The organism is Rubrivivax albus (assembly GCF_004016515.1).
GTDB lineage: Bacteria > Pseudomonadota > Gammaproteobacteria > Burkholderiales > Burkholderiaceae_C > Rubrivivax > Rubrivivax albus.
Genome location: NZ_SACT01000003.1, coordinates 30,419 through 43,417, shown reverse-complemented (window position 1 = coordinate 43,417; position 12,999 = coordinate 30,419). Strand labels below are relative to the sequence as shown.

At 68.8% G+C, this 12,999-nt stretch carries 10 protein-coding genes; 2 read left to right on the top strand and 8 right to left on the bottom strand.

Going from position 1 to position 12,999, the window contains the following annotated elements:
- Window positions 1–6: 6 nt before the first annotated feature.
- Genes ENE75_RS10685 through ENE75_RS10650 form a run of 8 tightly spaced genes read right to left on the bottom strand, consistent with a single transcriptional unit; the run spans window position 7 to window position 8,501 of the window.
- On the bottom strand, window positions 7–270 hold the full coding sequence (locus ENE75_RS10685) for a helix-hairpin-helix domain-containing protein (protein ID WP_128198306.1): 264 nt from the start codon (window positions 268–270) through the stop codon (window positions 7–9).
- Between the two features lie 17 nt (window positions 271–287).
- Window positions 288–1,148: a fumarylacetoacetate hydrolase family protein gene (locus tag ENE75_RS10680; protein WP_128198305.1), complete on the bottom strand. Its 861-nt coding sequence runs from the start codon at window positions 1,146–1,148 to the stop codon at window positions 288–290.
- 17 nt (window positions 1,149–1,165) lie between these two features.
- Window positions 1,166–1,939, bottom strand: a complete 774-nt coding sequence (locus ENE75_RS10675; RefSeq protein WP_128198304.1) for an SDR family oxidoreductase — start codon at window positions 1,937–1,939, stop codon at window positions 1,166–1,168.
- Window positions 1,940–1,952: 13 nt separating this feature from the next.
- A complete protein-coding gene (locus ENE75_RS10670; protein WP_199232278.1) occupies window positions 1,953–3,968 on the bottom strand; it encodes an NADPH-dependent 2,4-dienoyl-CoA reductase in 2,016 nt (671 codons plus the stop codon).
- A gap of 26 nt (window positions 3,969–3,994) precedes the next feature.
- Window positions 3,995–5,122: a serine hydrolase domain-containing protein gene (locus tag ENE75_RS10665; RefSeq protein ID WP_128198302.1), complete on the bottom strand. Its 1,128-nt coding sequence runs from the start codon at window positions 5,120–5,122 to the stop codon at window positions 3,995–3,997.
- The gene (locus ENE75_RS10660) at window positions 5,119–6,003 is read right to left on the bottom strand and encodes a MaoC/PaaZ C-terminal domain-containing protein (RefSeq protein ID WP_128198301.1); all 885 of its coding nucleotides are present in this window, start codon (window positions 6,001–6,003) and stop codon (window positions 5,119–5,121) included. Before ENE75_RS10660 ends, ENE75_RS10665 begins: the two co-directional genes overlap by 4 nt.
- Window positions 6,000–7,184: an acetyl-CoA C-acyltransferase gene (locus ENE75_RS10655; protein WP_128198300.1), complete on the bottom strand. Its 1,185-nt coding sequence runs from the start codon at window positions 7,182–7,184 to the stop codon at window positions 6,000–6,002. The genes ENE75_RS10660 and ENE75_RS10655 overlap by 4 nt, the downstream gene beginning before the upstream one ends.
- A gap of 18 nt (window positions 7,185–7,202) precedes the next feature.
- On the bottom strand, window positions 7,203–8,501 hold the full coding sequence (locus ENE75_RS10650; RefSeq protein WP_128198299.1) for a 3-hydroxyacyl-CoA dehydrogenase: 1,299 nt from the start codon (window positions 8,499–8,501) through the stop codon (window positions 7,203–7,205).
- Window positions 8,502–8,720: 219 nt separating this feature from the next.
- Between ENE75_RS10650 and ENE75_RS10645 the strand changes: the two genes are divergently transcribed.
- Both ENE75_RS10645 and pepN read left to right on the top strand, forming a co-directional pair.
- Window positions 8,721–10,325, top strand: coding sequence for an AMP-binding protein (locus ENE75_RS10645; protein WP_128198298.1), 1,605 nt, complete (start codon window positions 8,721–8,723; stop codon window positions 10,323–10,325).
- On the top strand, window positions 10,318–12,975 hold the full coding sequence (pepN, locus tag ENE75_RS25315) for an aminopeptidase N (RefSeq protein ID WP_233259052.1): 2,658 nt from the start codon (window positions 10,318–10,320) through the stop codon (window positions 12,973–12,975). The genes ENE75_RS10645 and pepN overlap by 8 nt, the downstream gene beginning before the upstream one ends.
- The last annotated feature ends 24 nt before the right edge of the window (window positions 12,976–12,999 follow it).

Below are 12,999 nucleotides of genomic sequence, written 5' to 3'. Positions count from 1 at the left end.
GTGGAGTCAGGAATTGGGGGAGGCGGGTCGCGCCGCGTCTAGCGCACGCAGCGCCCGCTCGATCGGACGCCGCCGGTTGCGCCAGGCTGTCGTGCCGACATGCCGGCAGATCATTTCGGTAACGACCTCGGCGCCGAGCAGTCGCAGCTGGTCGAGCGATCCGATCCCGGCGTCCTCGAGGCGCTGGATGCAGAGCTCGCCCAGTCCACCGGTACGAAGGAGGATGGCGCGCTCGCTGGATGCAAATCGGGTAATGGACACGGCGTGCATCAGTGGCTGTGTGTGGATCAGGCCGCGGATGCGGAACGCCAGGCGCGGACCGATTGCCGCTGTTCTCCAAGGCCTGCAATGCCGAGCCGCATGTCATCCCCGGGCCGCAGGTACACCGGCGGCTTCTGCCCCAGCCCCACGCCGGGCGGCGTGCCGGTGCTGATGACATCCCCGGGCATCAGGGTCATGAAGCGGCTGATGTAACTCACCAGTTCCGCCACGTCGAACACCATGGTGCGGGTGTTGCCGTTCTGGAAGCGGCGTCCATTCACATCAAGCCACATGTCCAGAGCCTGAGGGTCAGGCACCTCGTCGCGCGTGACCAGCCAGGGGCCGATCGGCGAGAAGCTGTCGCAGCCCTTGCCCTTGTCCCACTGGCCGCCGCGTTCGAGCTGGTACTCGCGTTCAGAGACGTCATTGACCACGGTGTAGCCGGCGACGTACGACAGGGCTTCGGCCTGTTCCACGTATGAGGCCCGGCGCCCGATGACGACGCCCAGCTCGACCTCCCAGTCGGTCTTCACCGAGTCGCGCGGGATGGTGACCGGGTCGTTCGGACCGGTGATCGACGTGGTCGCCTTCAGGAATAGCACGGGTTCGCTCGGCACTGCCTGGCCGGATTCGGCCGCATGGTCGGCATAGTTCAAGCCCACGCAGACGATCTTGCCGATTGCGGCCACTGGGCAACCGAGCCGCACCTGGGCGTCCACTACCGGCAAGGTGGCGGGGTCGAGCGCCGCCAGGGCCTGCAACGACGCCGGCTGCAGCGCAGTTCCGTCGATATCGCGCACGTGGCCGGACAGATCACGCAGGACGCCCTGAGCGTCGATGAGGCCGGGGCGTTCATGTCCGGCAGCGCCGAAGCGGATGAGTTTCATGGAGTTCCAGGATGGATTCAGGCAGACCAGCCGCCATCGATGACATGCACGGCGCCGGTGGTGAAGGCCGACTCGTCCGAGGCCAGGTACACCACCAGGGCGGCGATCTCTTCCGGCGTGCCCAGCCGTCCGAGCGGCTGGCGGGCCACGAAGCCGGCGCGCACGGCGTCCACCGTGGCGCCCGCCTGCTGCGCTTGCGCCGAGATGCGGTCACGCAGCGAGGGCGACTCGACGGTGCCAGGGCAGATCGCGTTGCATCGGATGCGTTGGCCCACGAAGTCGGCCGCCACGGCCTTGGTCAGGCCGATCACCGCCGCCTTGCTCGCGCTGTAGACGAAGCGGTTGGGCACCGCCTTGATGCTGGAAGCGGCCGAGGCCATGTTGATGATGGAGCCGCCGTGCTCGAGCATGCCGGGCAGGAAGGCCTGCAGCGTGCGCACCATGGACTTCACGTTCAGGTCCATGCCGAAGTCCCAGTCGGCTTCAGTGGCCTGCAGCACACTGCCGGCATGCACGTAGCCGGCGCAGTTGAACAGCACGTCGATGCGGCCGGTGCGCGCGGCAAGTGCGCGCACCGCAGCGGTGTCTCGCACATCGAGGCGGGCGGTGTGCAGTCGCTCGGCCAGGCCCTCCCGGTTCGCCTGCGACGCGAGGTCGCCAAGGCCGGCCTCGTTGATGTCCGTGGCCCAGACACTGGCGCCTTCGCGCAAGAGTGCCAGGCAGGAGGCTTGGCCAATGCCGGCAGCAGCGGCGGTCACCAGGGCGGTCTTGTGTTTCACGCGGTCTGTCATGTGTCCATCTCCTTCAGAGAATGGCGGCCAGCTCCGCGCCCTGGCGGATGGCACGCTTGGCATCGAGTTCAGCGGCTTCTTCAGCGCCACCGACCAGGTGGACCTCGCGGCCCGCGGCGCGCAGCGCGCCTTCCAGCTCGCGCAGTGGCTCCTGGCCGGTGCAGAGCACGACGGTGTCGGCCGGGATGACCTGGGCCTGGTCGCCGACGGTGATGTGCAGGCCGGCATCGTCGATGCGGTCGTAGCGCACGCCCGGGATCATCGCCACGCCGCGCTGCTTGAGCGAGCTACGGTGGATCCAGCCCGTGGTCTTGCCCAGGCCGTCGCCGACCTTGCTGGTCTTGCGCTGCAGCATGATCACGCGGCGTGCGGCCGGCGCGGGCTGGGCCGGCTTCAGACCGCCCCGCGCGCGGTACTCGGGGTCCACCCCCCATTCGTCGTAGAAGTGGGCCCGGGCCTGCTCGCCGGCTTCAGACGTGCTGGTGATGTACTCGGCCACGTCGAAGCCGATGCCGCCCGCGCCCATGATGGCCACGGTGTTGCCGGGAGTCACGCGGTTCTGCAGCACGTCCAGGTAGCTCACCACCTTGGGGTGGTCCACGCCGGGCACCGCCGGCGTGCGCGGCGTGACGCCCGTGGCCAGCACCACCACGTCCCAGCCGCCGTCGATCAGCTCCTGTGCGCCGACCCGGCGGCCCAGCTTCAGCTGCACGCCAGTGCGCTCGATCTGGCGCCGGAAGTAGCGCAGCGTCTCGTGGAACTCTTCCTTGCCGGGGATCTGCTTGGCGATGTTGAACTGCCCACCCACCGCGTCGGCCGCGTCGAACAGCGTGACCTGGTGGCCACGGCCGGCGGCCAACGTGGCCACGCTCAGGCCGGCCGGGCCGGCGCCGACCACCGCGATGCGGCGGGGCGTGTCGGTCGGCAGGTGATTCAGCTCGGTCTCGCGGCAGGCGCGCGGGTTGACCAGGCAGGACGTGATCTGCCCGCTGAAGGTGTGGTCCAGGCAGGCCTGGTTGCAGGCGATGCAGGTGTTGATCTCGTCGGCGCGGCCTTCGGCGGCCTTCTTCACGAACTCGCTGTCCGCCAGGAAGGGGCGGGCCATGGAGACCATGTCGCAGTGGCCGTCGGCGATCAGCTGCTCGGCCACCTCGGGCGTGTTGATGCGGTTGGAGGTGACCAGCGGGATGCCCACTTGACCGCGCAGCCGCTGCGTGACCCAGCTGAATGCCGCGCGGGGCACCTTGGTGGCGATGGTGGGGATGCGCGCCTCGTGCCAGCCAATGCCGGTGTTGATGATGGTGGCCCCCGCCGCCTCGATGGCCTTGGCCAGCGTGATCACATCATCGATGCTCGAGCCGCCTTCGACGAGGTCCAGCATCGACAGGCGGTAGATGATGATGAACTCGCGTCCTACGCGCTCCCGGGTGCGGCGCACGATCTCGACCGGGAAGCGGATGCGGTTCTCGTAGGCACCACCCCATGCATCGGTGCGGTGGTTGGTCGCCGCCGCAATGAACTCGTTGATCAGGTAGCCCTCGGAGCCCATGATCTCCACGCCGTCATAGCCGGCCTCGCGCGCCAGCGCCGCAGAGCGCACGAAGTCCTCGATCGTGCGTTCGACCTCCTCGGTGCTCAGCGCGCGCGGTGTCATCGGGTTGATCGGGGCCTTCAGGGCGCTGGGCGCTACCAGGCCCGGGTGGTAGGCGTAGCGGCCGAAGTGCAGGATCTGCATCGCGATGCGGCCCCCGGCGTCATGCACCGCCTGCGTCAGGATGCGGTGCTTGGCCACGTCGCGCTCGCTGGCCATCATGGCGCCGCCAGGCATCGGGCGGCCTTCCTCGTTCGGTGCGATGCCGCCGGTGACGATCAGTCCCACGCCGCCCCGCGCGCGCTCGGCGTAGAAGGCTGCCATGCGCTCGAAGCCGCCCCGAGCCTCCTCAAGTCCAAGGTGCATCGAGCCCATCAGCACGCGGTTCGGCAGGGTGGTGAAGCCCAGATCGAGCGGGGCCAGAAGGTGCGGGTACATGGAATCTCCGTGTGGATGTGGCGGCGTCATGGACGCGAAGGGGCAGGTGCCGGCAGGTCCAGGGTCTCGGCCCAGGCGTGCAGCAGCCATTGCCACACCGCGTTTCCGCCGTCGCTGTTGACGAGCACGCACAGCCCGGCGCGCTGCGCGGGTACGGTCCAGAACACGCTGCGCCAGCCGCAGAACCCGCCGGTGTGGTTGACGTGCACGCGGCCGGCCGCATCGGTGTGCAGGAAATGTCCGAGGCAGCTCTCGAAGTGGACACCCTCCTGGGTCCCCGCGTCGCAGTGCGCCATGTGCATCGCCGCCACCGTCTCCGGGGCGAGCACACCGCGGCCAGGCGGGGCACCGTTCGGGCCGGCCATGCCGGCAGCCGCAAAGGTGGCCAGGTCGGTGATGCTCGACCACAGGCCGCCTGCAGCCCGAGACAGTGGCACCCAGTCCTCGACCGGTTCGCCGGTTTCGCTGTATGGCGGCGCGCAGTCGGCGGCGAGGCCGGGAGGCAGGGGGTCGAAGCCGCTGGCGAGCAGGCCCAGGGGGCGCAGCACCGCGTCCGTCACCACCTCGTCGTAGCGTCGCTGGGTGACGTCCTCGATCATGGCCTCCAGCATCGCGTAGCCGCCGTTCGAGTAGGCAAAGGACTGACCAGGCGCGTGCTCGAGCCGCACCGGTGCATCCGGCGGCAGGCCCCAGCGCTGGTAGTAACGCTCCTGTGCAGCGTTCATCATCGGATGACGGGCCTCGAGGCCCTCGGTGATGTCGACCGGGCGGCCGTCATGCGGACGCCGGCCGAGGCCGGCGGTCGAGATGCCGGCCTGGTGGCTCAGCAGCCGGCGCAGCGTGACGCCGGCCTCGTCGTGTGCCGAGGCGGGCAGCTGCCAGCGCCGTAGATAGCGCCCGATCGGTTGATCCAGTTCGACCACGCCGCGCTCCACCAGCCGCATCACCGTCCAGGCCGCGACAGACTTGGAGATCGAGGCGACGCGGAACAGGCTGCGTTCGTTCAGTGCGCCGAAGCCGGGCCGGGTGTGGCAGCGCACTGCAGCGACCTGTCCGTCTTCGATACAGGCATAGGCGACGCCGGGCAAGTTCAGGCGCTCCAGTTGCTCCGGCAAGGCCTGCGCCATGCGGGCAAGGAATACGTTCAGCCTCATGGGTGTGCAGCGGGGTGGGTCAGCAGGGCGTAACCGTCGGCGATCGCAGCATCTCCTGCCGGCGTCAGCACCTCGAAGTGCACATGGCAGCCTTCGGCGTCATGCTGCAAAGAGGCCCGCAGACGAAGCGCGCTGCGTGGCATCACGAGTGCGCCGAACCGCCCGCGCAGGCGTCGCAGCAGGCCCGGTGCACCGGGTGCGCAGCGCGCGACGATGGCGCTGCCCGCCATGGCCCAGGTGGCGGTGCCGTGCACCAAGATGTCCGGCAACCCGGCAGTGCGCGCCACGCGGCGTTCGGTGTGGATCGGGTTCCAGATGCCGGCGCATTCCGTGTAGCGGTGCGGCAAGGCTGCATCGATGTCGAGCACTGACTCGAAGCCGGCGCACTCGCTGGCTTTCGGGGCGCTAGGCAGCGGCGCCTCTTCGGCTGGCGGCCTGTCCTCGCCTGTCGCCTCCACTCCTCGGTAAAGCGCCACAGTGCGGCTGGTGACAATGGCAGCGCCCTGCGCATCCACCGTCTGCAGCGTGCAGGCGGTGCGCGTGCCAGAGTTGCCGCGCCATACCCCGGTGACGGTGCCACCGGTGGCGAGCCGCTCCCCGGCACGGATCGGGCGGTGGAAGGTCGAGTCCTGGATCAGGTGCATCGCCCGCAGCCGGTCCGCCGCCTCGGGTACCAGGGTTGCGGCCATTCCTGGATCGGAGACGACCGGCCATTCGAGCGACACGCACAGGGCCGGGTGGGCCATGAAGTCGGGTGCGCTGTCGTCGAACACCGCCGGCGTCAGGTCGCCGATGCCCGCGGCATACGCGAGCATGCGGCGGGTGGATACGGTGGTCTCCCGCCGCGGAAAGTGCAGGCCAACGACGGCGCTGTCGATCATGCGACCTCGAACAGTGCTGCCGCGCCCATGCCGCCCCCCACGCACATCGTGGTGACGACGTATCGCACGCCGCGCCGCTTGCCTTCGATCAGTGCATGTCCGACCATGCGTGCGCCCGACATGCCGTAGGGGTGACCGATCGAGATCGCGCCGCCGTTCACGTTAAGCCGGTCGTCCGGGATGCCCAGCTTGTCCCGGCAGTAGAGCACCTGCACCGCAAAGGCCTCGTTGAGCTCCCACAGACCGATGTCGTCCATCGACAGGCCGTGCGTCTTGAGCAGGCGGGGGATGGCGAAGACCGGGCCGATACCCATCTCGTCGGCATCGCAGCCGACAATCGACATGCCGCGGTAGAAGCCGAGCGGCTGCAGCCCGCGCCGCTCGGCGAGACCGGTCTCCATCACCACGCAGGCACTAGCGCCGTCGGACAGCTGGCTGGCGTTGCCCGCGGTCACCATGCCGTGGGGGCCCATCACCGGGGTCAGGCTGCGCAGGGTGTCCATGGTGGTCTCGGGCCGAGCGCCTTCGTCGGCGGTCAGTGTCACCGCCTCGATGCGTTCCTCGCCGGTGGCCTTGTCCTTCACCAGCTTGAGTGCCGTGACCGGCACGATCTCGGCGTCGAAGCGGCCGGCCGCCCGGGCGGCCGCGGTGCGCTGCTGGCTCTGCAGCGCGTAGGCATCACAGGCCTCGCGGCTCATGCCGTAACGGTAGCCGACGATCTCTGCGGTCTGCAGCATCGGCATCAGGATGTGTGGCCGGGCCTGGAACAGGCGCGGGTCGGGCTGGCGGAAGACGTCCAGGTGCTTGTTCTGCACCAGGCTGATGCTCTCCACACCCCCGGCCACGCAGATGTCCATGCCATCCATTACCACTTGCTTGGCAGCGGTGGCAATGGCCATCACGCCGGATGCGCACTGGCGTTCGATGCTCATGCCACCTACGGTGGTGGGCAGCCCGGCAGCAAGTGCGCCGAGGCGCCCGATGTTGAATGCCTGCGGCCCCTGCTGCATGCCGCAGCCGATGACGCAGTCGTCGATCTCACCAGGGTCGATGCCTGCACGTTCGACCGCATGTCGAATCGGGATGCCCAGCAGCGTGGGAGACTCCAGGTTGTTGAAGGCGCCGGTGTAGGCCTTGCCGATGGGCGTGCGGGCGGTCGAAACGATGGCAGCTTGTCTCATGGGTGGTCTCCGGCGTGATCAGGCGAACAGCTTGGCCAGGGCGGGCGAAGGTGTCCAATAGGCGTCACCGAAAGCAGGGTCGGCGGCACGCTGCGTCTCCAGGGCCGAGCGCACCTTCTCGAGGCCCATCGCGAGTGCTTGGTAGACCGGTCCGCCCTTAGCGGCGGGGAAGCCGTAGCCATAGATCCAGATCACATCGGCATCGCTGGCGCGGTCGATGACGCCTTCGTCCAGCACCCGGGCCGCTTCGTTGATCACCGGCAGCAGGCATCGCATGACGATCTCCTCGTCGCTGAATTCGCGGCGCTCGATACCGAGCTCGGCCGCCACGCGATCACGGACTTCGGCGACCACGGGCGACGGTTGCGGCGTGCGGCCATCCGCCCCGTAGTCGTAGTTGCCGCTGCCGGACTTCTGGCCCTTGCGCCCGGCCTGGAGCAGCGCGCGGGTCATGGCACCGTAGGCAGGATCGTCGGGGATCAACCTGGCTGCGCGCAGCGCATCGAGGTAGTACGCCCGCACGTCGAGGCCCGCCATGTCGCCCATCGCGCAGGGGCCCATCGGGAAGCCGTAGGCGGTGATGACGCGATCCAGGCGCTCGGGATCGACCCCCTGCAGCACCAGTCGCTCGGCCTCGCGGGCATAGCCCTCGAGCATGCGGTTGGCCGCGAAGCCGGGGCAGTTGCCGACCACCACGCCTGTCTTGCGGATCACCGTGGACGCAAAGATGGCGGTGCGCAAGGTGGCAGGCGAGGTCTGGCGGCCGCGCACGATCTCGAGCAGCGGCATCATGAAGGCCGGCGAGAAGAAGTGCAGGCCCACCACGTCAGCCGGACGGCCACTGGCCTGCGCGATCGCATCGACGTCGAGGCCGGAGGTGTTGGTGGCCAGCACCGCGCCCGGCTTGGCGACTTCGGCGAGCTGCCGGAACACGGTCTGCTTGACGTCCATGCGCTCGAACACCGCTTCGATCACCAGATCGCAGTCGGCGAGGTCGGCGTAGTGGCTGGTCGTGGTGAGCAGGCCCTGGTAGCCGCGCGACAGGTCGTCCCAGAGGATCCCGCGCTTGACCAGACTGGCGAAGGCCTTGCCGACCTCGCGGCGCCCCTTTTCGAGCGCCTCGTTGCTCTGGTCCAGCAGAACGACCGGCATATTGGCGCCGAGGAAGCACACGGCGATGCCGGATCCCATCAGGCCCGCGCCGATGATGCCGACCTTGCGGATCTCGCGACCCAGGGTACCGGGCGGCACGCCACGAACCTGTCCGACCGCGTTGATCGCTGCGGCCACATAGGACTTGGGAGGAGGCATGGACATGGGGTCAGTTCCTTTCGCTGCAGCCGCGGACGGGTGTGTATCGGCGTACCGATTAAAAATAAACAACGTTCACATAGTCGCAGGGCGTTCGCTTGATGTCAAGGGCAGGGAAAACCTGAGGACCGTGCCGGTCCAGCTCTCTTGACACGGCCTCGGTCGACACCGCAGCATATAAACACTGTTCATGTTGCAGCCCTAGCCGGATGCTGCGTCACCGTCATGCCCGCTCCAACCGCACTGCGTCCTGCGCGTCTGCACCCCTTCACCGGGCATGACATCCCGTGGTTGCTAAGGGCTCAGGCCCATCGGCGTGGGGACCATCCTTTCCTTGTGTTCGCGGGCTTCCACGGCGCCGCAGAAATCTGGACGTACAGCCGCTTTCATGCGGCCGTCGGGCGGTTGGCCCATGGTCTCGTGCACCAGCTCGGCGTGCGCCTCGGTGACCATGTGCTGCTGCACATGGACAACTGCATCGAGTTCCTGTTGACGTGGCATGCGCTGGCCCGCATCGGCGCCGTGGCCGTCACGACCAACACCCGTTCGGCCGGGGGCGAGCTGACCTACTTCGCCACCCACAGCGAGGCGGTGCTGGTGGTCACGCAGCCCAGCTACGAGAGCGCGCTGCGCGAGGCCGCGCCTGCTGCTCGGGCCTTCATCGTGACGGCCACGGACTGTGGTGCCTCACCCGAGGTGCCGCGCCGCAGCGATGCGGTGCCGTTCGAGGCGCTGGTGGCGTCGGAAGTGCCGGAGCTTCCCGAGCGCACCCCCGACCCGCTGCTGCCCCTGTCGGTGCAGTACACCTCCGGCACCACTGCGCGGCCCAAGGGTGTGGTCTGGACCCATGCCAACGGGCTGTGGGGGGCGCGCACCAACGCGGTTGTGTGCAGCGTCCGGCCGGACGACATCGGCCACGCCTTCTTGCCGCTGTTCCATACGAACGCGCTGTGCTACTCGCACCTGTCCACGCTCTGGGCAGGCGCCACACTGGTGCTGCAGCCGCGCTTCTCCGCCAGCCGCTATTGGGCATGCCAGGTCGAGCATCGCTGCACCTGGGGCATTCACATCCCGTTCTCGCTGAAGGCCTTGCTCGGCCAACCGGTCCCCAAGGGCCATGTGCTGACGCGCTGGGGGCTGGGTGCCATCGACCCGGCTGTAGTCCTGCAGGTCTTCGGCATCCCCAGCGTCGGCTGGTTCGGCATGACCGAGACTGTCGGCCTGCCGATCGCGTCCTACCCTGCGCTGCCTGGGCGCGAGATGGCCATGGGCCTGGCGGCGCCTGGCTATGAAGTGGAGGTCCGCCGCGACGATGGGAGCGAGGCGCCCTTTGGCGAATCCGGACGCCTGTGGGTCCGCGGTGTGCCTGGGTTGTCGCTGTTCCTGGAGTACCTCCACGCGCCCGAGGCGACGGCGGCCGCCTTCGATGCCGACGGCTGGTTCGACACCGGAGACCTGGTCACGGCCTTCGAGGACGGCCACATCCGCTTCGATGGGCGCGAGAAGGACATGCTGCGGATCGGTGCGGAGAACGTTGGCGCGGCCGAAATCGAGCGTGCGGTGATGAGCGCGGGCGGCATCGTCGAAGTGGCGGTGGTCGGCAGACCTGACCCAATGCTCGATGAGGTGCCGGTGGCCTACGTGATCCCGATGGGGCCGGTCGAGGGGCTGGTCGAGCGCGTGACGGAGGCCTGTGCCCGGCAGCTGGCCGACTTCAAGCGGCCGCGCGAGGTGGTGGTGGTCGCCGAGCTGCCCCGAGTCACCCTCGGCAAGGTCGACAAGAAATCGCTGCGCGCCCAGCTGGCAGCCCGGGAAGCATCGCATGGCTGATCCGTCGCACCCGGATGGCGACGCGAGCCCGGACACGGCCGTGCGGTTGCACCGCCGCGAGGCGTGGCAGCCCTGGGATCACGAACTCGAGCGTGTCGAGCTTGCCTTCGAGCTGGATGCCGAGTGCACGGTGGTCACTGCCTCGCTGCAGCTGCACCGCCGCTCGGGCGCGGACCAGGCCGCGCCGCTGGTGCTGAGCGGCCGTGAACTGACCCTGCTGTCGGTGATGCTCGACGGCCGCGAACTCAGCGATGGGCAGGTGGCCGTGGGCGACCGCACCCTGACCGTGCACGGCTTGCCCGAACGCTTCGAACTGTGTCTGCGCACCAGGCTCGAACCGGTCCGCAACCTCTCCGGCCGGGGTCTGTTCGTGCTCGGCGGCACACTCGTGACGCAGATGGAGCCCGAGGGCCTGTCACGTGTCACCTACTTTCCCGACCGACCCGATGTGCTGGCCCGCTATCGAGTCACGCTCACCGCCGACGCGGCACGCTACCCGGTGCTGCTGTCCAACGGCGATTGCACGGAGCGGCGCGAGTTGCCGGATGGTCGCCACCAGGTGGTGTGGGACGACCCCTTCCGCAAGCCATCCTATGTGTTCGGGCTTGTGGCGGGTGACCTCGCGGCGATCCGTGACACCTGCCGGTTCCCGTCGGGGCGCGAGGTGCGGCTGGCGGTCTATGCGCCCGTTGGCCATATCCGCCACTGCCGCTTCGCTCTCGAGGCGGTCCGGCGGGCGATGCTGTGGGACGAAGCCACCTACGGGCTCGAATGCGACGTCAATGACTACAGCCTCGTGGCGCTGCCAGGCTTCCCGGGTGCGATGGAGAACAAGGGCCTGAACCTTTACGACCTGGCCGGCGTGCTGGCCGACACGGAGATCACCACCGACGATGAGGCGCTGACCATCGAGCGGATCATCGCGCACGAGTATTTCCACAACTGGACCGGCAACCGCGTCACCTGCCGCGACTGGTTCCAGCTGAGTCTGAAGGAAGGCCTGACGCGCTTCCGCGACCAGACCTACATCGATGACCGCCTGGGCGGCGCCTATCGCATCGACACCGTTCGCGCGCTGCTTCGCAACCAGTTCCCCGAGGACGACGGCCCCAACAGGCACCCGATCCGGCCCGAGCGCTATGCCGACGTGGAGGAGCTCTACACGGCCACGGTCTACGAAAAGGGAGCCGAGGTGATCCGGATGATGCACACCCTGCTGGGGCCGGCGCGCTTCACGGCCGGGGTGCGCGATTACCTGGCCCGCCACGACGGGCAGGCGGTGACCACCGACGAATTCGTCGATGCCATGGCGCGTGCGGGCGGGCGCGACCTTGCGGCCTTCCGGCGCTGGTATGTCCAGGCCGGCCGGCCGCGGGTGCACGTCGAGCGGCAGGCGCAGGACGGCGGCATCGCACTGACGCTGACTCAAACCCTGGCGGTTGCACCCGACGCACTGCCCCTGACCATTCCGGTGCGGGTGAGTTGGTTCGATCGCTCCGGCCAGGCCTTGTCCCCCCAGCTTGCCGATGGTGGCGACCCGGCACTCATCGAGATCGCTGCTGCCGCCACCCGCGTGGTCTATGCCGACCTGCCGCCGGACGCGGTGCCCTCGCTGTTCGAGGGACTGTCGGCGCCGGTCGGCATCGAGCCGCACCTCGACAGTGACGAACGCCTCGTGCTGCTGGCCCATGCCACTGACCCCTGGGCCCGCTGGAATGCGGCGCAGGGGCTGATGACCGACGCCATTCGCGCGCAGGCGGCAGCAGCCCGTGACGGCGCTTCGCTGTCGTTTGCCGACTTCCCGATCCAGGCCTTCGCACGTCTTCTGGATGAAGCGCAGGAAGCTCCTGACTCGCGCCTCGTGCTGGCCGAGCTGCTGCGCGTGCCGGACGAACCGGTGCTCAGCGATGGGCAACCCTTCATCGATGTCGATGGCCACCATGCAGCCCGCACCGCGCTGCGGGCCTCGCTCGGCCAGGCGCTGCGTCCACAGCTGCTGCGCGCGGTGCAGGATCTGGGCGAGCCCGGTGACGGCGAACTGATGCATGTGGGAGGCCTGGGGCGCCGCCGGCTGGCCGCTGTCTGCCTCGATCTGCTTGCGGCGGTGGGCGACGACGAGGTGGCCCGCCTGTGTCACGAGCGCGTGCTGGCGGCGCCGACGATGACCGAGCGCTTCGATGCGCTGGCCTGCCTCGTGGACATCGAGCATCCGCTGCGGCAGTCGGCGCTGGACGCCTTCATCGACCGCTGGCGCGATCATCCTACCGTGGTGGCCAAGTGGTTCACGGCGCAGGCGCTGGCACGCTCTCCCGGCGCGATCGAGCGCATCATGGCCCTGCAGATCCACCCGCTGTTCGACCCCCAGAACATGGCCTTGGGACTTGCCCTGCTGGGCAGCTTCTTCCGCCAGAACCGCGTCGCCTTCCACGACGCCCAGGGCCGCGGCTATGAGTGGCTCGCCGACGTGCTGCTGATGCTCGACCGCCTCGGCCGCCCAGGTGCCGTCTGGCTGACCCCGCAGATCAGCCAGTGGCGCCGCCACCTGCCCGAGCGCCAAGCGGCCATGCGGCGCGCTCTGGAGCGCGTCGCCGGCACCGCTGGCCTGTCCAATGGCACGCGCGGCCTCGTGATGCGCTTCCTCGATGAATGAAACCCAGGCTGGGTCCCCCCGGCC